General features: G+C 56.5%; 20 protein-coding genes. 4 read left to right on the top strand and 16 right to left on the bottom strand.

Annotation, left to right across the window (positions count from 1 at the left end; genetic code table 11):
• Nucleotides 1–13: 13 nt before the first annotated feature.
• The 16 genes from atpG to rpmH form a co-directional block, all read right to left on the bottom strand.
• Nucleotides 14–874: a F0F1 ATP synthase subunit gamma gene (gene atpG, locus LUB09_RS07615; RefSeq protein WP_003233565.1), complete on the bottom strand. Its 861-nt coding sequence runs from the start codon at nt 872–874 to the stop codon at nt 14–16.
• Between the two features lie 50 nt (nt 875–924).
• Nucleotides 925–2,469, bottom strand: coding sequence for a F0F1 ATP synthase subunit alpha (atpA, locus tag LUB09_RS07610; RefSeq protein ID WP_003233567.1), 1,545 nt, complete (start codon nt 2,467–2,469; stop codon nt 925–927).
• A 21-nt stretch (nt 2,470–2,490) separates the two neighbouring features.
• Nucleotides 2,491–3,027 carry a F0F1 ATP synthase subunit delta gene (locus LUB09_RS07605; RefSeq protein WP_003233569.1) on the bottom strand — a complete coding sequence of 179 codons (537 nt, stop codon included), beginning with the start codon at nt 3,025–3,027 and terminating at the stop codon, nt 2,491–2,493.
• A gap of 12 nt (nt 3,028–3,039) precedes the next feature.
• A complete protein-coding gene (locus LUB09_RS07600; protein WP_003177066.1) occupies nt 3,040–3,510 on the bottom strand; it encodes a F0F1 ATP synthase subunit B in 471 nt (156 codons plus the stop codon).
• A 56-nt stretch (nt 3,511–3,566) separates the two neighbouring features.
• On the bottom strand, nt 3,567–3,824 hold the full coding sequence (atpE, locus tag LUB09_RS07595) for a F0F1 ATP synthase subunit C (protein WP_002555987.1): 258 nt from the start codon (nt 3,822–3,824) through the stop codon (nt 3,567–3,569).
• A gap of 133 nt (nt 3,825–3,957) precedes the next feature.
• Nucleotides 3,958–4,827, bottom strand: a complete 870-nt coding sequence (gene atpB / locus LUB09_RS07590; protein WP_057006244.1) for a F0F1 ATP synthase subunit A — start codon at nt 4,825–4,827, stop codon at nt 3,958–3,960.
• Between the two features lie 16 nt (nt 4,828–4,843).
• Complete coding sequence (locus LUB09_RS07585) at nt 4,844–5,251, bottom strand: F0F1 ATP synthase subunit I (protein WP_003177069.1); 408 nt, start codon at nt 5,249–5,251, stop codon at nt 4,844–4,846.
• Between the two features lie 148 nt (nt 5,252–5,399).
• Entirely contained in the window at nt 5,400–6,272 is an 873-nt protein-coding gene (locus tag LUB09_RS07580) for a ParB/RepB/Spo0J family partition protein (RefSeq protein ID WP_057006243.1), read from the bottom strand.
• A 9-nt stretch (nt 6,273–6,281) separates the two neighbouring features.
• Nucleotides 6,282–7,079 (bottom strand): ParA family protein, encoded by a 798-nt coding sequence (locus LUB09_RS07575; protein WP_209986665.1) that lies wholly within the window; start codon nt 7,077–7,079, stop codon nt 6,282–6,284.
• 18 nt (nt 7,080–7,097) lie between these two features.
• Nucleotides 7,098–7,742, bottom strand: coding sequence for a 16S rRNA (guanine(527)-N(7))-methyltransferase RsmG (rsmG, locus tag LUB09_RS07570; RefSeq protein WP_231422242.1), 645 nt, complete (start codon nt 7,740–7,742; stop codon nt 7,098–7,100).
• A complete protein-coding gene (mnmG, locus tag LUB09_RS07565) occupies nt 7,739–9,631 on the bottom strand; it encodes a tRNA uridine-5-carboxymethylaminomethyl(34) synthesis enzyme MnmG (RefSeq protein ID WP_209986669.1) in 1,893 nt (630 codons plus the stop codon). Before mnmG ends, rsmG begins: the two co-directional genes overlap by 4 nt.
• Before the next feature lie 549 nt (nt 9,632–10,180).
• Nucleotides 10,181–11,551, bottom strand: coding sequence for a tRNA uridine-5-carboxymethylaminomethyl(34) synthesis GTPase MnmE (gene mnmE, locus LUB09_RS07560; RefSeq protein WP_231422241.1), 1,371 nt, complete (start codon nt 11,549–11,551; stop codon nt 10,181–10,183).
• Nucleotides 11,552–11,630: 79 nt separating this feature from the next.
• Complete coding sequence (yidC, locus tag LUB09_RS07555; protein ID WP_209986673.1) at nt 11,631–13,313, bottom strand: membrane protein insertase YidC; 1,683 nt, start codon at nt 13,311–13,313, stop codon at nt 11,631–11,633.
• A 2-nt stretch (nt 13,314–13,315) separates the two neighbouring features.
• On the bottom strand, nt 13,316–13,561 hold the full coding sequence (gene yidD, locus LUB09_RS07550) for a membrane protein insertion efficiency factor YidD (RefSeq protein WP_192298133.1): 246 nt from the start codon (nt 13,559–13,561) through the stop codon (nt 13,316–13,318).
• Entirely contained in the window at nt 13,554–13,955 is a 402-nt protein-coding gene (gene rnpA, locus LUB09_RS07545; RefSeq protein ID WP_197675632.1) for a ribonuclease P protein component, read from the bottom strand. Before rnpA ends, yidD begins: the two co-directional genes overlap by 8 nt.
• 16 nt (nt 13,956–13,971) lie before the next feature.
• Nucleotides 13,972–14,106 carry a 50S ribosomal protein L34 gene (rpmH, locus tag LUB09_RS07540; protein WP_003213577.1) on the bottom strand — a complete coding sequence of 45 codons (135 nt, stop codon included), beginning with the start codon at nt 14,104–14,106 and terminating at the stop codon, nt 13,972–13,974.
• A 585-nt stretch (nt 14,107–14,691) separates the two neighbouring features.
• On the opposite strand from rpmH, the gene dnaA reads away from it, so the two are divergent.
• Genes dnaA through gyrB form a run of 4 tightly spaced genes read left to right on the top strand, consistent with a single transcriptional unit; the run spans nt 14,692 to nt 20,900 of the window.
• Nucleotides 14,692–16,212: a chromosomal replication initiator protein DnaA gene (gene dnaA, locus LUB09_RS07535; RefSeq protein ID WP_209986676.1), complete on the top strand. Its 1,521-nt coding sequence runs from the start codon at nt 14,692–14,694 to the stop codon at nt 16,210–16,212.
• Between the two features lie 38 nt (nt 16,213–16,250).
• Nucleotides 16,251–17,354, top strand: coding sequence for a DNA polymerase III subunit beta (gene dnaN, locus LUB09_RS07530; RefSeq protein ID WP_209986680.1), 1,104 nt, complete (start codon nt 16,251–16,253; stop codon nt 17,352–17,354).
• Nucleotides 17,355–17,374: 20 nt separating this feature from the next.
• Nucleotides 17,375–18,478, top strand: coding sequence for a DNA replication/repair protein RecF (gene recF, locus LUB09_RS07525; protein ID WP_231422240.1), 1,104 nt, complete (start codon nt 17,375–17,377; stop codon nt 18,476–18,478).
• Between the two features lie 4 nt (nt 18,479–18,482).
• Nucleotides 18,483–20,900: a DNA topoisomerase (ATP-hydrolyzing) subunit B gene (gyrB, locus tag LUB09_RS07520; RefSeq protein WP_209986688.1), complete on the top strand. Its 2,418-nt coding sequence runs from the start codon at nt 18,483–18,485 to the stop codon at nt 20,898–20,900.
• The last annotated feature ends 794 nt before the right edge of the window (nt 20,901–21,694 follow it).

The raw sequence follows: 21,694 nt of genomic DNA, 5'->3' as shown, positions 1-21,694 counted from the left end.
AATATTTGAACCGTTAAACCGCGGCAGCGCCGCCGACGATTTCCGAGATCTCTTGGGTGATCGCAGCCTGACGCGCCTTGTTGTAGATCAACTGCAAATCGCTGATCAGATCACCGGCGTTATCGGTAGCGTTTTTCATCGCGATCATCCGCGCCGCTTGTTCAGCTGCGTTGTTCTCGACCACCGCCTGGTACACCTGCGACTCCACGTAGCGCACCATCAAGCCGTCAAGCAGCTCTTTGGCGTCCGGTTCGTAGAGGTAGTCCCAGTGGTGCTTGAGTTCCTGATCCGGAGTCGCCACCAGTGGAATCAATTGCTCCACGGTCGGCTGCTGGGTCATGGTGTTGATGAACTTGTTGGATACCACGGAGAGGCGGTCAATCCGGCCTTCCAGGTATGCATCGAGCATCACCTTCACACTGCCGATCAAATCGTTGATCGACGGCTCTTCACCCAGGTGGCTGATAGCTGCAACGACGTTACCGCCGAAGTTGCGGAAAAAGGCCGCACCCTTGCTACCCACCACACACAGATCGATCTCGACGCCGTTTTCGCGGTTTACCGCCATGTCCTTGACCAGGGCCTTGAACAGGTTGGTATTCAGACCACCGCACAAACCACGGTCACTGCTCACTACCACATAACCCACACGCTTTACGGCGCGGTCGATCATGAACGGGTGGCGGTATTCCGGGTTGGCGTTGGCCAGATGCCCAATTACCTGGCGGATACGCTCCGCATAAGGACGGCTGGCAGCCATGCGCATTTGTGCCTTGCGCATTTTGCTCACCGCCACTTTTTCCATGGCGCTGGTAATCTTTTGCGTGCTTTTGATGCTCGCAATCTTACTGCGAATCTCTTTTGCGCCTGCCATGTAACACCTATCAGGTTAGCAAGCGGGAGCCTTGCGGCTCCCGCTGCGGCTTACCAGGTTTGGGTGGCCTTGAACTTCTCGATACCGGCTTTCATGCCAGCGTCGATATCGTCATTGAAGTCACCCTTCACGTTGATCTTCGCCATCAATTCGGCGTGATCGCGGTTGAAGTAAGCAATCAGCGCTTGTTCAAAGCTGCCGACCTTGGCGATTTCAACGTCGGTCAGGAACCCACGCTCAGCGGCATACAGCGACAACGCCATGTCAGCGATCGACATTGGGGCGTATTGCTTCTGCTTCATCAGCTCGGTAACGCGCTGACCATGCTCAAGTTGCTTACGGGTCGCTTCGTCCAGGTCAGACGCGAACTGGGCGAATGCCGCCAGTTCACGGTACTGAGCCAGAGCGGTACGGATACCACCGGAGAGCTTCTTGATGATCTTGGTCTGAGCGGCACCACCCACACGGGATACCGAAACACCGGCGTTCACTGCAGGGCGGATGCCCGAGTTGAACATGGCCGATTCCAGGAAGATCTGACCGTCGGTGATGGAAATCACGTTGGTCGGAACGAACGCGGAAACGTCGCCAGCCTGGGTTTCGATGATCGGCAGTGCGGTCAGGGAACCGGTTTTGCCGGTCACTGCGCCGTTGGTGAACTTCTCTACGTACTCTTCGGAAACGCGGGATGCGCGCTCCAGCAGACGGGAGTGGAGATAGAACACGTCGCCTGGGTAAGCTTCACGGCCGGGTGGACGGCGCAGCAGCAGGGAAATCTGGCGGTAAGCCACTGCTTGCTTGGACAGATCGTCATAAACGATCAGCGCGTCTTCACCGCGGTCGCGGAAGAATTCACCCATGGTGCAACCGGAGTACGGTGCCAGGAATTGCAGCGCAGGAGATTCCGAAGCACTGGCAGCCACGATGATCGTGTTGGCCAGGGCGCCGTTTTCTTCCAGCTTGCGAACCACGTTGGCGATGGTCGATTGTTTCTGACCGATGGCTACGTAGACGCAGAAAATGCCGCTGTTCTTCTGGTTGATGATCGCGTCGATCGCCAGAGCGGTTTTACCGATCTGACGGTCACCGATGATCAGCTCACGCTGGCCACGGCCGACCGGGATCATGGCATCGACAGCCTTGTAGCCAGTCTGTACAGGCTGGTCTACCGACTTACGCCAGATCACGCCTGGAGCAACTTTCTCGACCGCGTCGGTCAAGGTGTTGCCCAGTGGACCTTTGCCGTCAACAGGGTTACCCAGTGCGTCGACTACGCGGCCCAGCAGTTCCTTACCAACCGGAACTTCGAGGATGCGGCCTGTGCACTTGGCGCTCATGCCTTCGGCCAGACTGGTGTACGCGCCCAATACAACGGCACCTACGGAGTCTTGCTCCAGGTTGAGGGCCATACCGTAGACGCCGCCCGGAAACTCGATCATCTCGCCGTACATGACGTCGGCCAGACCGTGAATCCGCACGATGCCGTCAGATACGCTGACGACAGTGCCTTCGTTACGGGCTTGGGAGGTCACATCGAGCTTGTCGATGCGGCCCTTGATAATTTCACTTATTTCGGAAGGATTGAGTTGCTGCATTGCTCTGCTGCCCCTTCAAACTCAAGATTTCAATGCTTCGGCAAGGCTCGCGAGTTTGCCGCGAACCGAGCCATCGATAACCAGGTCGCCGGCGCGAATGACAATGCCCCCAATGAGGGACCTGTCTTCCGCAACTTGCAGGCGCACTTCCCGGTCGAGTCGTGCACTGAGAACCTTGGCGAGTTTGTCTTGCTGTTCTTGGTTCAATGCGAAAGCACTGGTGACTTCAACGTCTACCGACTTCTCTTGTTCGGCCTTGTACAGGTCGAACAGAGCGGCAATCTCCGGCAGAAGCGGGAGACGGTCGTTTTCGGCAACGACGTTGATGAAGTTCTGCACTTTCACATCAAACTTGTCGCCGCACACTTCAATAAAAGTGGCGGCCTTGTCTGCGCTCGTCAGGCGCGGGGCCTTGAGCACGCGCTGCATGGTGTCATCTTGCGACACTGCTGCAGCCAGGCCGAGCATGGCTGACCAAGAGGCCAGTTGCTGGTGGGCCTGGGCGTGCTCGAAGGCTGCCTTAGCGTAAGGTCGAGCCAACGTGGTCAGTTCTGCCATGATCGCCCTCGCTTAAATTTCAGCAGCCAGTTTGTTAACCAGCTCCGCGTGCGCGTTTTGATCGATTGTGGCACCGAGGATCTTCTCCGCACCGCCGACCGCCAGAGCACCCAGTTGGGCACGCAGCGCGTCTTTGACGCCGTTCAGTTCCTGTTCGATCTCGGCATGAGCCGAAGCCTTCACACGGTCAGCTTCGACGCGGGCTTTTTCAACAGCCTCTTCGACGATCTGGTTACCGCGCTTCTTGGCTTGCTCAATGATTTCAGCTGCCTGTGCTTTAGCTTCGCGCAGTTGATGACCCACTTTCTCTTGGGCCAACTCCAGGTCGCGAGCTGCACGGCTGGCAGCGTCCAAACCATCCGCGATCTTCTTCTGACGTTCGTGCAAAGCCGCGATGACCGGAGGCCACACGAACTTCATGCAAAACACTACAAAAATGAAGAACGCAACGGATTGGCCAATCAGGGTTGCATTAATGTTCACGCCAACACCTCGCTCATTCGTTGTCCATCACTCCAATCACTCGAAAAGTCGAGTGATCAGCCAGCGAGTTGACCAACGAAGGGGTTCGCGAAGGTGAAGAACAGAGCGATACCAACGCCGATCATGGTCACGGCGTCGAGCAGGCCGGCGACGATGAACATTTTAACTTGCAGCATTGGGACCATTTCTGGCTGACGCGCTGCGCCTTCCAGGAATTTGCCGCCCAGCAGGCCGAAACCAATGGCAGTACCCAGGGCGCCCAGGCCGATCAACAGTGCAACAGCGATAGCGGTTAGACCAACTACAGTTTCCATCTTTCCTCCCGACTTTTACGTCGTATGGTTTAGGTTTTTTAGATTTTAAAGCGGTAAAACAAATCGTTTCATAGCCCCTGGGGGCCACCTTCCCGTTTAACCGGGAAGGACATCAGACTGGCCGAGGCTGGTCTTAATGGTTCTCTTCGTGCGCCATCGACAGATAGACGATGGTCAGCATCATGAAGATAAACGCCTGCAGGGTAATGATCAGGATGTGGAACACAGCCCACGCCCACTGCAGAACAACGCCCAGGCCGCTAAGCCAGAGCAGACCACTGCCGAACATCACAGCGATCAGAATGAACACCAGCTCGCCGGCATACATGTTGCCGAACAGTCGCAGCGCCAGGGAAATCGGCTTGGCGATCAGGGTGACGAATTCCAGCAGGAAGTTCACCGGGATCAGCAGGGCTTGAACGAAGATGTTCTTGCTGCCGAACGGGTGCAGAGTCAGCTCGCCGATGAAGCCGCCGATGCCCTTGACCTTGATGCTGTAGAAAATGATCAACGCGAACACCGACAGGGCCATGCCCAGGGTAGCGTTCGGGTCTGTGGTGGAAACGGCGCGGAATGGAATGTGCGCATCACCGGTGATCAGGATGGCCAACTGAGGAATCCAGTCGACCGGGATCAGGTCGATGGCGTTCATCAGGAACACCCACACGAAGATGGTCAGCGCCAACGGTGCAATCACCGGGCTACGGCCATGGAAGCTGTCTTTCACGCTGCCATCGACGAACTGGACCAATACTTCAACGAAGTTCTGCAAGGCACCTGGCTGACCGGAAGTCGCCTTTTTTGCCGCCATGCGGAAAATCAGGACAAAGATCAGACCCAGTGCGACCGACCAGCCGAGCGTATCGACGTGGAAAGCCCAGAAACCCATCTCTTTGGCTTCTGCTGCGGTGTGGGCGAAGCCCCAGCCGCCGTTGGGAAGCTGACCGAAGGTCAGGTTCTGCAAGTGGTGCTGGATATAGCCCGAAGCGGTTGTTTCTGCCATGGTTGCCTCAAACGCCCTAAGGTTTCGAAAGTCTTGTTTTCATTAGCAGGGGAGCGAACCAGCTGACCAGTTGGGTCAACACGAAGACGCCGAATACAGCCAGCGGCGCCAATGGCTTCACACCTGCAAAGGTCAGTGCGAACAGCACTGCCGTCAAAATCAGTTTGCCCGCCTCGCCGGCATAAAAGGACCGGACGATAGCCTGGGCTGCTCGGGCGCCGGAAAACCGAAAGGCCCTGTGAGCAAAATACATATTGGGCAGCAAGGCTATCAGGCCTCCGCAAAGTCCTGAATACCCGGCTACGACTCCATGCCCATACCAAAGCGCCAATGCGGCGATCAGCAGGATGACAAATTGAGCCAATAAAACCGGAAAAACGGCCAAGCGATGGAACGGCAACGTGTTTGGCGTGCGGGTTTCCATCACTCTTGCTCCTCAATGGTCGGCTGCCGCAAATCAATAACTTGGCATAATTTGTGCCGACAAAATGCGCGCAGAGTATAGGGGCGGTTCTGCCCCTATTCAACTGCCGGGTAGTGATTTCCGATCACACGCTACATGAGTAAATGTTTCAGCGAATGTGGGCAAGGACGCCTTGAAGCTCATCGAGCGAGTTATATCCTATAACCAATTGCCCTTTGCCCTTCTTGCCATGTCGAATCTGTACCGCAGAGCCCAGGCGCTCGGCCAGGCGCTGCTCGAGCCGCGCGATATCCGGGTCGGCCTTCGGCGTCTCGACCGGTGCCGGTTTGCCGCTGAGCCATTGGCGAACCAGGGCTTCGGTCTGACGCACCGTCAGGCCTCGTGCGACAACGTGTCGCGCCCCTTCAACCTGTTGATTTTCCGGCAAACCGAGCAAGGCACGGGCATGACCCATTTCCAGGTCGCCGTGAGACAGCATGGTTTTGATCACTTCCGGCAGCGCAATCAGGCGCAACAGGTTGGACACGGTCACGCGGGATTTACCCACTGCCTCGGCCACTTGCTGCTGGGTCAGCTGGAACTCCTGCTGCAAACGCTGCAAGGCGATCGCTTCTTCGATCGGATTGAGGTCTTCACGCTGGATGTTCTCGATCAATGCCATGGCGATGGCGGTTTCATCCGGCACATCGCGCACCATCGCCGGGATGGTGTCCTTGCCGGCCTGCTGGCTGGCACGCCAGCGACGTTCGCCGGCGATGATTTCAAAGCGGCCGCCGCCAATCGGGCGCACCACGATCGGCTGCATCACACCCTGGGCCTTGATCGAGTTCGCCAGTTCTTCCAGCGCCTGCGGGTCCATGTCGCGCCGTGGCTGATATTTGCCGCGCTGGATCAGGTCCAGGGGCAGGTGCTGCAGCTCACGCTCGTCGGCCTGCACCGCTTGTTCTTCAAGCGAAGTGACGGTCGGACCACTCAGGAGTGCATCCAGTCCACGTCCGAGACCTCGTTTCTTGACGGCCATGGGGATTCCTTAAGTTGGCTGGGCAACAGCGGTGCGTGGGTTGCGGCGTTGACGGCGGACCATCTCGCCGGCCAGGGCCAGGTAGGCAATGGCACCGCGCGATGATTTGTCATACGCCAGCGCCGGCATGCCGTAGCTAGGGGCTTCGGCCAAGCGGATGTTACGCGGGATCACCGTGTCGTACAGCTGCTCGCCAAAGTGTTCCTTGAGCTGGGCCGACACATCGTTCATCAGGCTCAGGCGCGGGTCGAACATGGTGCGCAGCAGCCCTTCGATCTGCAGGTTTGGATTGAGCAACTCGGCGATACGCTTGATGTTATCCACAAGGTCGCTCAATCCTTCCAGCGCGTAGTACTCGCACTGCATGGGGATAATCACCCCGTCAGCCGCCACCAGCGCGTTGAGCGTGAGCATCGACAGCGACGGTGGGCAGTCGATCAGAATGTAATCGTAGTTCTCGCGAATCGGCGCCAGGGCGCTGCGCAGACGGCTTTCTTTCATCTGCATTTCCAGCAGCACCACTTCCGCTGCGGTCAAATCGCGGTTGGCCGGCAGCAGTTGATAACCGCCGTGCTCGGAATAGTGCATGGCCTGGGTCAAGTCACACTCGCCAATCAGCAAGTCGTAGACCGAGTTTTCCAGGCCGTGTTTATCCACACCGCTACCCATGGTGGCGTTGCCCTGTGGATCGAGATCGATCAACAGCACGCGGCGCTTGGTCGCGACCAGCGATGCTGCGAGGTTGATGCAGGTGGTGGTCTTACCCACGCCACCTTTCTGGTTCGCTATCGCGAATACCTTAGCCATTCTTGCTTGTGTTCCCAATCATGCCGTGCGGCGCAGTATCAGCAGATGGCGTTGGCCTTGGCAACCGGGTACGGCCAGGGCGTGTTCGCTATCGAGGTGGAAGTCCGCCGGCAATGCTAACAGCTCATCGCTTGGATGGACGCCCTTCATTGCCAGCCAGCGCGTATCGAGGTCGCCCAAATGGCGGGTCCAGTTGCTGAAGTTCTCCATGCTGCTGAATGCCCGGGAAACAATTCCGTTGAATGGCTGTTCAGGCGTGAAGGCTTCGACGCGGCTGTGGATAACCTGCAGGTTATCCAGCTTGAGTTCGAGTTTGACCTGGGTGAGGAAGCGGGTCTTCTTGCCATTGCTGTCCAGGCAGGTGACCTGCGACTCGGGAAACAGGATGGCCAGCGGAATGCCTGGCATACCGCCGCCACTGCCTACATCGAGCCAGCGCCCATTCGTGATGAATGGCATCACACTCAGACTGTCGAGCAAATGACGCGAGACCATTTCGTCAGGATCACGTACTGCCGTGAGGTTGTACGCCTTGTTCCATTTGATCAACAGGGCCAGGTAGCCCAGCAGCAAGTCGTGCTGGGCCGGGGTCAGGTCAACGCCCAACTGGCGAGCACCTGTGGATAACTCTTCGGCGTGTTGCGAGGTGACCAACGAACTCAAGCGCTTTGCTCCAACTGACGGCCCGCGCCGCGTTTTTTCAAATGAATCATCAACAGCGAAATGGCTGCCGGGGTGACACCGGGAATGCGTGACGCCTGGCCTAGGGTTTCCGGCCGAGTTATCCCCAGTTTGCCTTGAATTTCCTTGGACAGCCCGGAAATCCCGGTGTAGTCGATATCCACAGGCAGTCTGGTGTTCTCACTGGCGCGCAGACGAGCGATCTCGTCCTGCTGACGATCGATGTAACCGGCGTACTTGGTCTTGATCTCGACCTGCTCGGCAACCTGCGGATCTTCTGCGCCCTGGCCGGTCACTTCGACCAGGCCGGCATAGTCGATTTCCGGACGTGACAGCAGGTTGAGCAAGTTGTATTCGTGGGTCAACGGCGTGCCGAATTTTTCGGCGATCGCATCGCCCTGCTCGGTACCTGGGCGAACCCAGGTGCTTTTCAGCCGTTGTTCTTCGAGCGCGATGCTTTCGCGTTTCTTGCAGAACGCGGCCCAACGCGCATCATCGACCAGGCCCAGCTCGCGGCCTTTCTCGGTCAGGCGCAGATCTGCGTTGTCTTCACGCAGGATCAGGCGGTATTCGGCCCGAGAAGTAAACATCCGGTACGGTTCCTGGGTGCCCAGGGTAATCAGGTCGTCAACCAGCACGCCGATATACGCCTCATCGCGACGCGGGCACCAGCTGTCTTTGCCCTGTGCACGCAGCGCAGCGTTGGTCCCTGCCAGCAAACCCTGGGCGCCGGCTTCTTCGTAACCGGTTGTGCCGTTGATTTGCCCGGCGAAAAACAGCCCGCCGATCACTTTGGTTTCCAGGCTGTATTTCAAATCGCGCGGGTCGAAGTAGTCGTACTCGATGGCGTAGCCGGGGCGCACGATGTGCGCGTTCTCCATGCCGCGAATCGACTGCACGATCTGGATTTGCACATCGAACGGCAGGGAAGTGGAAATCCCGTTGGGGTACAGCTCGTGTGTGGTCAAGCCTTCGGGCTCGATGAAGACCTGGTGGCTTTCCTTGTCGGCAAAGCGGTGGATCTTGTCTTCGATCGACGGGCAATACCGCGGACCGATGCCTTCGATCACACCGGAGTACATCGGCGAGCGATCAAGGTTGGCTGCGATGATTTCGTGGGTGCGCGCATTGGTGTGAGTGATCCAGCAGCTCACCTGCTTGGGGTGCTGCTCCTTGGAGCCCATGAACGACATCACCGGAATCGGTGTATCGCCAGCCTGTTCGGTCATCACCGAGAAATCCACGGAGCGCCCGTCGATACGCGGCGGGGTTCCGGTTTTAAGGCGACCGACCCGCAGCGGCAATTCACGCAGGCGTTTTGCCAGGGCAATCGAGGGAGGATCACCCGCGCGTCCACCGGAATAGTTCTGCATACCGATGTGGATAAGTCCGCCGAGGAACGTCCCGGTGGTCAGCACCACGGACTCTGCGAAGAAACGCAGGCCCATTTGGGTGACAACCCCTTTCACCACGTCCTGCTCGACGATCAGGTCATCGGCGGCCTGTTGAAATATCCACAGGTTCGGCTGGTTTTCCAGGGTTTCACGTACTGCCGCTTTGTACAGGATGCGGTCAGCTTGTGCCCGGGTGGCACGCACGGCCGGGCCCTTGCGGCTGTTGAGCACGCGAAATTGAATACCACCCTTGTCGGTAGCCATGGCCATGACGCCACCCAGGGCATCGATTTCCTTGACCAGATGGCTTTTGCCAATCCCGCCAATGGCGGGGTTGCAACTCATGGCGCCGAGGGTTTCCACGTTGTGCGTGAGCAGCAGGGTTTTAACACCCATGCGTGCTGACGCCAGTGCTGCCTCGGTACCGGCATGACCGCCGCCGATGACGATCACTTCAAAACGGGAAGGGAAATCCACCACGCACCTCGTGCCTGCTTATGTAGGTAATCAGGAATTGTTGGTTGAAAGAGTTTTTGAGCTTGGCGGCAAGTATAGGGACTTAGCCTTCCCTAAAGAACCCTTTGCACAAAATTTAACCAGCTGTGGATGAATCACGGACAATAGAAATTAAAAGAGAGAAATTTATTAAATCTTTGTTTTTATGTTTATTTCTACTGAGCATGTTTTCTGTGGATAGATCTCTACAGCCCTTTATTCACGTTGTGTACAGCGATTCAAAAGTCTGTGGTCAGGTGCCAATGAGGCCCTTGGATAACTGCGCTAAGCCTGTGGATTAAACAGGTGGTTATCCACAGCCGCCCTTATACGCAGTTTTTGAGCCCTGTTATCAACCGGGCACAGGTAGGGTTATTCACAGGGCTTAATCCACAGAAAAGCAGTGCAAAGCGCAAATAGCGCCCACGAAAATGCCGTGCCTATCGATAGAAATTCAGGTTTTGAGATGGAGTGCTCTGAAACGAGCGCAGCAGACAGGCACGAATGGCCTGTCTGGAGTCGGCGTAAGGTTTATTTACCGATGCAGAAGCTGGAGAAAATCCGTCCGAGTAAGTCATCGGAGCTGAACGCGCCGGTGATCTCACCCAAGAGCTGCTGCGCTTGACGCAAATCCTCCGCCAATAGCTCACCGGCGCCTGCCAGGGTCAGCTGTGCCCGGCCGTGCTCCAACGCCGCGCTGGCATGGCGCAGCGCCTCCAGGTGCCTGCGGCGAGCGCTGAAGCTGCTTTCCGAGGTCTGTTCGTAGCCCATGCAGGCTTTGAGGTGGTCACGTAGCAGTTCCAGTCCCTCACCCGCTGATTTCGCACTCAGGCTGATCGTGACGTGGCCATCCTCGCTGGTCTCCATTGCGATGGCTTCGCCCGTGAGGTCTGCCTTGTTCCGGATCAAGGTGACCTTGGCTGGGTCCGGTCGTTGTTCGAGGAACTCGGGCCACAAGGCAAAAGGATCCACAGCTTCCGGCGCCGTGGCGTCCACCACCAGCAGCACGCGGTCCGCTTCGCCGATTGCCTTGAGCGCCCGTTCCACGCCAATTTTTTCCACCTGGTCGTCGGTGTCGCGCAGCCCGGCGGTGTCAACCACGTGTAATGGCATGCCATCGATGTGGATATGTTCGCGCAGAATATCCCGCGTAGTGCCGGCAATCTCGGTAACGATGGCAGCTTCACGCCCTGCAAGTGCATTGAGCAGGCTCGACTTGCCGGCATTCGGACGCCCGGCAATTACCACCGTCATGCCATCGCGCAGCAAGGCGCCCTGCCCCGCTTCGCGCAGTACTGTGGATAACTCTTCACGAACCTTATCGAGCATCGCAAGAACATGGCCGTCGGCAAGGAAGTCGATTTCTTCTTCCGGGAAATCAATTGCTGCTTCAACGTAGATACGCAGGCTGATCAGTTGCTCAGTCAAGTTATGCACGCGCAGCGAGAAAGCACCCTGCAACGAGCGCAAAGCGTTCCGGGCAGCTTGTGCGGAACTGGCCTCGATCAGGTCGGCAATCGCTTCAGCCTGGGCCAGGTCTAGTTTGTCGTTGAGAAAGGCACGTTCGCTGAACTCGCCCGGGCGAGCCAGACGACAACCCATCTGCAGGCAACGTTGCAACAGCATATCCAGTACCACCGGACCGCCGTGTCCCTGCAGCTCCAGGACATCTTCACCGGTGAATGAGTTGGGCCCCGGGAAATAGAGGGCAAGGCCTTCATCCAGCACGCTGTTGTCGGCGTCGAGGAAGGGACCGTAATGGGCATAGCGTGGCTTCAGCTCGCGGCCGCTGATTGCCTGTGCCGCCCTGCCGGCGAGCGGCCCGGAAATTCGAACGATACCGACACCGCCGCGACCTTGAGCGGTCGCAACGGCAGCAATGGTTTCACGAGGTGCGCTCATCAGCAGGTTCCAGAACAAAAATGACGGAAAGCAAAACGCCCCACTAGGGGGCGTCTTGAGTGGTTACCCACAGAGTAAATTACGCTTCGGCTTTTTTGGTAGCCGCTTCGATTTTACGCGTGATGTACCACTGTTGAGAGATCGACAACACGTTGTTGACCACCCAGTACAGCACCAGACCGGCTGGGAACCAGAGGAAGAAGAAGGTGAAGATGATTGGCATCATTTTCATTACCTTCGCCTGCATCGGGTCCGGCGGAGTCGGGTTCAAGCGCTGCTGGATAAACATGGTCGCGCCCATGATGATCGGCAGGATAAAGAACGGGTCCTTGATCGACAGGTCAGTTATCCACAGCATGAACGGCGCCTGGCGCATTTCGACGCTTTCCAGGAGTACCCAGTACAGCGACAGGAATACCGGCATCTGCACCAGAATCGGCAAGCATCCACCCAGCGGGTTGATCTTCTCTTTCTTGTACAGCTCCATCATGGCCTGCGACATTTTCTGCCGGTCATCACCATGTTGCTCTTTCAGAGCAGCCAGCTTCGGCGCCACGGCACGCATGCGCGCCATCGACTTGTAGCTGGCGGCCGACAGAGGGAAGAAGATCCCTTTGATCAGCATGGTCAGGAAGATGATCGAGAAGCCCCAGTTACCCACAATGCTGTGGATATGTTGCAGCAGCCAGAAGATCGGCTGAGCAATGAACCACAGAATGCCGTAGTCCACGGTCAGTTCCAGACCTGGGGACAACTCTTTGAGCACTGCCTGGCTTTTCGGACCGGCGTACAGGGTAGCGCTGGTTTCAGCCTTGGCACCTGGCGCCACGGTCAACGCCGGGCCGGTAAAACCAATGATGTAATTACCCTGGCTGTCCTTACGCGTCTGAACCAGATTGGCTTCAGCCTTGTTCGGAATCCAGGCGGTCACGAAGTAGTGTTGCAGCCAGGCTACCCAGCCACCCTGAACATTTTCTTTCAGTGCGCCCTTGTCGATATCTTTCATCGACACTTTTTTGTACGGCTCGCCACTTGTCCACAGGGCTGCGCCCAGGTAAGTCGCGGTGCCGGTGGCGGTGCTGGAAGAAGGATCGGAGCTGCCATCACGCTTGAGCTGGGCAAACAGGTTGCCGGTCCACGGTTTGGCGCTTTCGTTGTCGATCAGGTAAGTGACCTTCAAGTCGTACAGGCCGCGGGTAAAGCTGAAGCGCTTGATGTAGTTGACGCCATCGAGGCTGAATTTCAGGTCGACATTCAACTGATTCTGGCCATCGGCCAGTTGATAACTCTTCTGTTCGGTCGAATAAACCGGACGACCGGTAGCACGTGCATCCGGACCATTGGTGCCGGTCAGGCCGCTTTGTGCCAGATACGTGCGCTCACCACCGTTATCGAACAGTTGGAACGGCACATCCGGATGGTCCTGGCGACGTGGATACAGCGGCAGTTTCAACTGCGCGATATCACCACCTTGTGGATCGATAGCCAGGTCAAGCACATCCGTTTTCACGTGGATGAGGTCTTTGTTGGTGACCACTGGCGTTTCAAGAGGTGCGGCAGTCTCGCCATTCGCGCTGGGAACATCGGCACTCGCGGACGCATTGTTACCCAGCGGGGTGTCCGGAATAGCCGGCGCAGCCTGATTGGTAGCAACATTCTGAGTCGGCAGGGCAGCCTGGCCATAGTCCTGGTTCCACTTAAGGACCATGACGTAGGACACGATTGCCAGGGCGACGATCAGGATCGTGCGTTTAATATCCATGATTACTCGGCCATCGAAGAAGAACGGGAGGTAGGGATAGGTGGAACCGGGTCATAACCACCGGCATTCCACGGATGACAGCGACCTAAACGACGAAAGGTCAGCCAGCCACCGCGCAGAAGACCATGATTTTCTATGGCCTCTAACGCGTAGCAGGAACAGCTGGGGTAGAAACGACAGTGGTTGGCCATCAGAGGACTAATGGCATAGCGGTAAAACTGGATCGGAACGATGGCCAGTTTACGCATCAAGGCTGTCTACCCCTACAGTTTCGACGACTGCTGGTGCTGGTTTGTGGGTACGCGCCAGACGCTTCCATAGCTTGCCGAAATGCTGAATCAATTCGGGGTTTTCTACATCCCCCAAGCCTTTGCGCGCGACGATAACAATATCCCAACCAACCAGAGTGTCCTGGTGGAGGCGAAACGATTCGCGCATCAGACGCTTGAGGCGATTGCGCTCAACGGAGAGCTTTACGCTCTTCTTGCCGATCACCAACCCGAGACGTGGGTGATCAAGATCGTTGTTACGCGCAAGGAGCAGGAGATTTTTCCCCGGAACCTTGCCGGTGGGGGAGTCAAAGACTGCCTTGAAGTGCCGGGGGGTAAGCAGACGCTTTTCCCGACTGAAGTCCTGACTCACCACCAGTACCGGATTATCAAACTGCCAGACGCGCACGACCTTTGGCGCGGCGACGCGACAGGACAGCACGGCCGTTCTTGGTAGCCATGCGAGCACGGAAACCGTGAGTGCGGGCGCGTTTGATGGTGCTTGGTTGGAAAGTACGTTTCATGGCGTTGTTACCTGGTTCGTCCACAACGGGCCGGAATGGCCCCCGTTTTAAGAGACCGGCGATTCTAGAGAAAGCAAGGCTCTAGGTCAATTTCCAACCAGCTTTTCCTTTAATTAGATCTCGGCAGCCCGTTTGGGCTTTTCCGTGTGAGTGGCGTCGACGAGCAGTGGCATAGATATAAATATAAAGAAGGAAGTTATTTAAAGCTTTTCTGTAAAGCTTATAAAAGCTATGCCGGCGTCTATCTGTGGATAACTGCCCCAAGCCCATATTTCACGTGATGTACAGAGGATGACAACTACAGGGGAAAACGGTGTCCTTCCTGTGCTGCGCTGTCGGATAAGCTGTGGGTGGAACACGGTTTTATCCACAGGCCAGTTACTCACAGACTTTCACCCCCACTTGTACAACGGGCTCAGGGGCGCTTATCCACAGAGCTTATGCACAGACCATCTGTCTTCTTTTTTACAGATAACGCGTTGATTTTGGGTCGTCTGTGAGCAACCTACATGTGGATAAGTGGGCGGCTGGCCGCTACAATGGCGGCTGTTTTTGCCTCACCGGCTTTCAACTTAGGGGATATCCGTGTCAGTGGAACTTTGGCAGCAGTGCGTAGAGCTTTTGCGCGAAGAGCTGCCTGCCCAGCAATTCAACACCTGGATCCGTCCACTACAGGTCGAAGCCGAAGGCGACGAGTTGCGTGTCTATGCGCCTAATCGTTTTGTTCTCGACTGGGTCAACGAAAAGTACCTGGGCCGTGTGCTCGAGTTGCTCGACGAACACGGCAACGGTATCGCGCCCGTGCTCTCCTTATTGATAGGCAGCAAACGCAGCTCTGTACCTCGTGCTGCACCGAATGCTCCGCTCGCGGCGAGTGCTTCGCAGGCTCAGGCCGCTGCGGCCCCTGTTAATAACTTGGCGGCACCGGTTGCGCAGGCGGCTTCAAAACCCGCGTCGCAGAAAAACGCGCCCATAAATGAAGAGCCGTCTCGCGACAGCTTCGACCCGATGGCTGGCGCCGCTTCCCAGCAAGCGCCGGTACGTGCCGAACAGCGCACGGTGCAGGTCGAAGGTGCGCTCAAGCACACCAGCTACCTCAACCGTACCTTCACCTTCGAGAACTTCGTTGAAGGCAAGTCCAACCAGTTGGCCCGCGCGGCCGCCTGGCAGGTCGCGGATAATCCCAAGCACGGCTATAACCCGCTTTTTCTGTATGGCGGGGTTGGCTTGGGTAAGACCCACTTGATGCATGCAGTGGGCAACCATCTGTTAAAGAAGAACCCGAATGCCAAGGTTGTATACCTGCACTCGGAGCGCTTCGTGGCCGACATGGTCAAGGCTTTGCAGCTCAATGCAATCAACGAGTTCAAGCGCTTCTATCGCTCCGTTGACGCTTTGCTGATCGATGACATTCAATTCTTTGCGCGCAAGGAACGTTCTCAGGAAGAGTTTTTCCATACCTTCAACGCCCTGCTCGAAGGCGGTCAGCAGGTCATCCTGACCAGCGACCGTTATCCGAAGGAGATCGAAGGTCTGGAAGAACGCTTGAAGTCGCGATTCGGCTGGGGCCTGACCGTTGCAGTTGAGCCGCCGGAGCTGGAAACCCGTGTGGCGATCCTGATGAAAAAGGCCGATCAGGCAAAAGTTGATCTGCCCCACGATGCGGCCTTCTTCATCGCCCAGCGTATCCGCTCCAACGTGCGTGAACTCGAAGGCGCGCTCAAGCGGGTCATCGCGCACTCGCACTTCATGGGCCGCGATATCACCATCGAGCTGATCCGCGAGTCCCTGAAAGACCTGTTGGCATTGCAGGACAAACTGGTGAGTGTGGATAACATTCAGCGCACTGTGGCCGAGTACTACAAGATCAAGATTTCCGACCTGCTGTCCAAGCGCCGTTCGCGCTCTGTGGCGCGCCCGCGTCAGGTGGCCATGGCCCTCTCCAAGGAGTTGACCAACCACAGCCTGCCGGAAATCGGTGATGTGTTTGGCGGTCGCGACCACACGACCGTCCTGCACGCCTGTCGAAAGATCAATGAACTTAAGGAATCCGACGCGGATATTCGCGAGGACTACAAGAACCTGCTGCGTACGCTCACGACGTGATGTCACCAGCGCAGCTTATTAAGGCAAGGGACTAGACCATGCATTTCACCATTCAACGCGAAGCCCTGTTGAAACCCCTGCAACTGGTCGCAGGCGTCGTCGAGCGCCGACAGACCTTGCCGGTGCTCTCCAACGTATTGCTGGTGGTCGAAGGCCAGCAATTGTCCCTGACCGGTACCGACCTGGAAGTCGAACTGGTTGGGCGTGTGCAGCTCGAAGAGCCTGCCGAACCTGGCGAGATCACCGTGCCGGCACGCAAGCTGATGGACATCTGCAAAAGCCTGCCGAACGATGCGCTGATCGATATCAAGGTCGATGAGCAGAAGCTGGTGGTCAAGGCCGGCCGCAGCCGCTTTACTCTGTCGACGTTGCCAGCCAATGACTTCCCTACCGTGGAAGAAGGCCCGGGCTCGCTGACCTGCAGTCTGGAGCAGAGCAAGCTGCGTCGTTTGATCGAACGCACCAGCTTCGCCATGGCCCAGCAGGACGTACGCTACTACCTCAACGGTATGCTGCTGGAAGTCTCGGAAGGTATCATCCGCGCCGTGGCCACCGACGGACATCGCCTGGCAATGTGCTCGATGCGTGCCGATATCGGTCAGCCGGATCGCCACCAGGTGATCGTGCCGCGTAAAGGTATCCTGGAGTTGGCGCGCCTGCTGACCGAGCCGGACGGTATCGTCAGCATCGTTCTCGGTCAGCACCATATCCGCGCCACCACTGGCGAATTTACCTTTACCTCCAAGCTGGTCGACGGCAAGTTCCCGGACTACGAGCGCGTACTGCCTAAGGGGGGTGACAAGCTGGTACTCGGTGACCGTCAGGCCCTGCGTGAAGCTTTCAGCCGCACGGCGATTTTGTCGAACGAGAAGTACCGCGGCATCCGCCTGCAGTTGGCCAACGGCCAATTGAAGATCCAGGCGAATAACCCGGAGCAGGAAGAAGCGGAAGAGGAAGTGGGCGTTGACTACAACGGTGGCTCGCTCGAGATAGGTTTCAACGTGAGCTACCTGCTGGACGTGCTGGGTGTGATGACTACTGAACAGGTTCGCCTGATCCTGTCGGACTCCAACAGCAGCGCCCTGGTACAAGAATCCGATAACGACGACTCGGCTTACGTTGTTATGCCGATGCGTCTGTAATCATGCTCAGCGCAAGCTAGATGTCCCTCAGTCGTGTCTCGGTCACCGCGGTGCGCAATCTGCACCCGGTGACCTTCTCTCCCTCCCCTCGCATCAATATCCTCCATGGCGCCAACGGCAGTGGCAAAACCAGCGTGCTGGAAGCTATTCACTTGCTGGGGCTCGCCCGTTCGTTTCGCAGTGCGCGACTGCTGCCGGTGATCCAATACGAGCAATTGGCGTGCACCGTGTTCGGCCAGGTCGAATTGGCGGAAGGTGGACATAGCGCCTTGGGGATCTCCCGTGATCGGGGCGGCGACTTTCAAATTCGCATCGATGGGCAGAATGCACGCAGTGCCGCGCAACTTGCCGAAATCCTGCCATTGCAATTGATCAATCCCGACAGCTTCCGGTTATTGGAGGGCGCACCAAAAATCCGCCGACAGTTTCTCGACTGGGGCGTGTTCCACGTGGAACCACGGTTTATGGCCACGTGGCAGCGTCTGCAGAAGGCCCTGCGGCAGCGGAACTCATGGCTGCGGCATGGTACACTTGACTCCGCTTCGCAGGCGGCTTGGGACCGTGAACTGTGCCTGGCCAGCGACGAAATCGATGAATACCGCCGCGCCTATATCAAAGCCTTGAAACCAGTCTTTGAGCAGACCTTGAGTGAGTTGCTGGAACTCGAGGGGCTGACGCTGAGCTACTACCGTGGTTGGGACAAAGAGCGTGAGCTGAGTGCAGTGCTTGCAACCTCCCTGCAACGTGATCAGCAAATTGGCCACACCCAGGCCGGCCCACAACGCGCTGACTTGCGCCTTAGATTAGGTGCACACAATGCCGCAGACATACTGTCGCGGGGTCAGCAGAAGCTGGTGGTGTGCGCACTGCGTATTGCTCAGGGGCACTTGGTCAGCCAGGCCCGACGCGGGCAGTGTATTTATCTGGTGGATGACTTGCCGTCCGAACTCGACGAGCAACATCGCCGCGCGCTATGCCGCTTGTTGGAAGACTTACGCTGCCAGGTGTTTATCACCTGTGTAGACCACGAATTATTGAGGGAAGGCTGGCAGACGGAAACGCCAGTCGCTTTGTTCCACGTGGAACAAGGCCGTATCACCCAGACCCACGACCATCGGGAGTGAAGGCATGAGCGAAGAAAGAACGTACGACTCGACCAGCATCAAAGTGCTGAAAGGTTTGGATGCCGTACGCAAACGTCCCGGTATGTACATTGGCGACACCGATGATGGCAGCGGTTTGCACCACATGGTGTTCGAGGTGGTCGACAACTCCATCGACGAAGCTCTGGCCGGTCACTGCGACGACATCAGCATCATCATCCATCCGGATGAATCCATCACCGTGCGCGACAATGGTCGCGGTATTCCGGTCGATGTACATAAAGAAGAAGGCGTATCGGCAGCCGAGGTCATCATGACCGTGCTGCATGCTGGCGGTAAGTTCGACGACAACTCCTATAAGGTTTCCGGCGGTTTGCACGGTGTAGGCGTGTCAGTAGTGAACGCGCTGTCCGAAGAGCTGATACTGACAGTACGCCGCAGTGGCAAAATCTGGGAGCAGACCTACGTCCATGGTGTTCCACAGGAGCCGATGAAAATCGTTGGCGACAGTGAAACCACGGGTACGCAGATCCACTTCAAACCGTCTGATGAAACCTTTAAAAACATCCATTTCAGCTGGGACATCCTGGCCAAGCGGATTCGCGAACTGTCGTTCTTGAACTCCGGTGTGGGTATCGTCCTCAAGGATGAGCGCAGCGGTAAGGAAGAGCTGTTCAAGTACGAAGGCGGCCTGCGTGCATTCGTTGAATACCTGAACACCAACAAGACTGCGGTCAACCAGGTATTCCACTTCAACATCCAGCGCGACGACGGCATCGGCGTGGAAATCGCCCTGCAGTGGAACGACAGTTTCAACGAGAACCTGTTGTGTTTCACCAACAACATTCCACAGCGCGATGGCGGTACTCACCTGGTAGGTTTCCGCTCGGCATTGACGCGTAACCTCAACACTTATATCGAAGCTGAAGGTTTGGCCAAGAAGCATAAAGTCGCCACCACTGGCGACGATGCGCGTGAAGGCCTGACTGCAATCATCTCGGTAAAAGTGCCGGACCCCAAGTTCAGCTCCCAGACCAAAGACAAGCTGGTATCTTCCGAAGTGAAGACCGCCGTGGAACAGGAGATGGGCAAGTACTTCTCCGACTTCCTGCTGGAAAACCCGAACGAAGCCAAGCTGGTTGTCGGCAAAATGATCGACGCTGCGCGGGCCCGTGAAGCGGCGCGTAAAGCCCGTGAGATGACCCGCCGCAAAGGCGCACTGGATATCGCCGGACTGCCCGGCAAACTGGCTGACTGCCAGGAGAAGGACCCTGCCCTCTCCGAGCTGTACCTGGTGGAAGGTGACTCTGCTGGCGGTTCCGCCAAGCAGGGCCGTAACCGTCGCACCCAGGCCATCCTGCCGTTGAAGGGCAAGATCCTCAACGTCGAGAAGGCGCGCTTCGACAAGATGATTTCCTCCCAGGAAGTCGGCACCCTGATCACGGCGCTGGGTTGCGGTATTGGCCGCGATGAATACAACATCGACAAGCTGCGCTACCACAACATCATCATCATGACCGATGCCGACGTCGACGGTTCGCACATCCGTACCCTGCTGTTGACCTTCTTCTTCCGTCAGTTGCCGGAGCTGATCGAGCGCGGCTACATCTACATCGCCCAGCCGCCGCTGTATAAGGTCAAGAAGGGCAAGCAAGAGCAATACATCAAAGACGACGACGCCATGGAAGAGTACATGACGCAGTCGGCGCTGGAAGATGCGAGCCTGCACTTGAACGACGAAGCACCGGGCATCTCCGGTGAGTCGCTGGAGCGCCTGGTAAACGACTTCCGCATGGTGATGAAGACGCTCAAGCGCTTGTCGCGTCTGTACCCTCAGGAACTGACCGAGCACTTCATCTACCTGCCATCGGTCAGCCTGGAGCAGCTGGGCGATCACGCACACATGCAGGCGTGGTTGGCGCAGTACGAAGCCCGCCTGCGCACCGTCGAGAAGTCTGGCCTGGTGTACAAAGCCAGCTTGCGTGAGGACCGTGAACGTAACGTCTGGCTGCCGGAGGTCGAACTGATCTCCCATGGGCTGTCGAACTACGTCACGTTCAACCGCGACTTCTTTGGTAGTAACGACTACAAGACTGTGGTCACTCTGGGCGCGCAACTGAGCACTCTGCTGGACGATGGCGCTTACATTCAGCGTGGCGAGCGCAAGAAAGCCGTCAAGGAGTTCAAGGAAGCCTTGGACTGGTTGATGACTGAAAGCACCAAACGCCACACTATCCAGCGCTACAAAGGTCTGGGCGAAATGAACCCGGATCAATTGTGGGAAACCACCATGGACCCGGCTCAGCGTCGCATGCTGCGCGTAACCATCGAGGACGCCATTGGCGCGGATCAAATCTTCAACACCCTGATGGGTGATGCAGTTGAACCTCGTCGTGACTTCATCGAAAGCAATGCTCTGGCGGTTTCCAACCTGGATTTCTGATCAGGTGTAGGTTCACAGAATAGTTGCGACGTTTCACAAATAAATGGTTCGACTAGCCCCTAGGGTTGGGTAGCCATTTTTAGAAGAGGGCCCGCTGATAGCGGGCTTTTCTTTGCCCGTAAAACGGTGGGATGCGCGATGGTGACTTTGGCACAGGAGAGCAAATCTATAATAAAAACTTATTGGTGCTAATTATATTTGCATCTTTGGGCGGTTAAATAACCGAAACACTTATGGATCTATACCTTCAGCAACCCGAGAAGCAAGAAAGTTAATGGGAATGGAACGTTTAATAGAGGGAACATGAAATCTCATTGAGAAAAAAGGAGATAAATTAGATAGTTGGAGCGTGAAGAAGAGTAATAGAGGGCTGTTAATATTTATATTCTGAGTGTTCAATAAGTATAAATATATTATACCTAGTTATCCCTAAAAGTTTGTCGGATACGCTGTTTAGACGTCGAAAAAGTGGTCGTTTTTTAGCTGTAAGTCATGGATTTTCCTAACGTGCTGGAATACTATTTAATATCTAATTTTTGAGCGATGGACCATTCCGTTATTGAAATCAAAAGGTTGCTGAAGGCGATTCAAGCAGAATCTCGAATTAGGATTTGAATAGGTCAAGAGGTATAGATCAGGGAGGTATAACCAGGACGTACTTAAATGATGTTTAGCTATCAACGTCAGAGGATAAAAAATGAAAGGCGGGAGGTGTGAAATGTAAAAACGCGACCAAAACCTAGGGGTTTTGACCGCGCTGATTTGAAGCGATATTGCTGGCGTGAGAACCGCAA

The sequence above is a fragment of the Pseudomonas sp. Leaf59 genome (genome assembly GCF_920984685.1).
Taxonomy (GTDB): domain Bacteria; phylum Pseudomonadota; class Gammaproteobacteria; order Pseudomonadales; family Pseudomonadaceae; genus Aquipseudomonas.
This window is presented reverse-complemented; position numbering and strand designations above follow the sequence as displayed.

Excerpts from the sequence above, each read along its gene's own strand:
- atpG (WP_003233565.1), bottom strand. The coding sequence starts at position 874 with ATGGCAGGCGCAAAAGAGATTCGCAGTAAGATTGCGAGCATCAAAAGC.
- atpA (WP_003233567.1), bottom strand. The coding sequence starts at position 2,469 with ATGCAGCAACTCAATCCTTCCGAAATAAGTGAAATTATCAAGGGCCGC.
- LUB09_RS07605 (WP_003233569.1), bottom strand. The coding sequence starts at position 3,027 with ATGGCAGAACTGACCACGTTGGCTCGACCTTACGCTAAGGCAGCCTTC.
- atpE (WP_002555987.1), bottom strand. The coding sequence starts at position 3,824 with ATGGAAACTGTAGTTGGTCTAACCGCTATCGCTGTTGCACTGTTGATC.
- atpB (WP_057006244.1), bottom strand. The coding sequence starts at position 4,827 with ATGGCAGAAACAACCGCTTCGGGCTATATCCAGCACCACTTGCAGAAC.
- LUB09_RS07585 (WP_003177069.1), bottom strand. The coding sequence starts at position 5,251 with ATGGAAACCCGCACGCCAAACACGTTGCCGTTCCATCGCTTGGCCGTT.
- LUB09_RS07580 (WP_057006243.1), bottom strand. The coding sequence starts at position 6,272 with ATGGCCGTCAAGAAACGAGGTCTCGGACGTGGACTGGATGCACTCCTG.
- LUB09_RS07575 (WP_209986665.1), bottom strand. The coding sequence starts at position 7,079 with ATGGCTAAGGTATTCGCGATAGCGAACCAGAAAGGTGGCGTGGGTAAG.
- mnmE (WP_231422241.1), bottom strand. The coding sequence starts at position 11,551 with ATGAGCGCACCTCGTGAAACCATTGCTGCCGTTGCGACCGCTCAAGGT.
- yidC (WP_209986673.1), bottom strand. The coding sequence starts at position 13,313 with ATGGATATTAAACGCACGATCCTGATCGTCGCCCTGGCAATCGTGTCC.
- yidD (WP_192298133.1), bottom strand. The coding sequence starts at position 13,561 with ATGCGTAAACTGGCCATCGTTCCGATCCAGTTTTACCGCTATGCCATT.
- rpmH (WP_003213577.1), bottom strand. The coding sequence starts at position 14,106 with ATGAAACGTACTTTCCAACCAAGCACCATCAAACGCGCCCGCACTCAC.
- dnaN (WP_209986680.1), top strand. The coding sequence starts at position 16,251 with ATGCATTTCACCATTCAACGCGAAGCCCTGTTGAAACCCCTGCAACTG.
- recF (WP_231422240.1), top strand. The coding sequence starts at position 17,375 with ATGTCCCTCAGTCGTGTCTCGGTCACCGCGGTGCGCAATCTGCACCCG.
- gyrB (WP_209986688.1), top strand. The coding sequence starts at position 18,483 with ATGAGCGAAGAAAGAACGTACGACTCGACCAGCATCAAAGTGCTGAAA.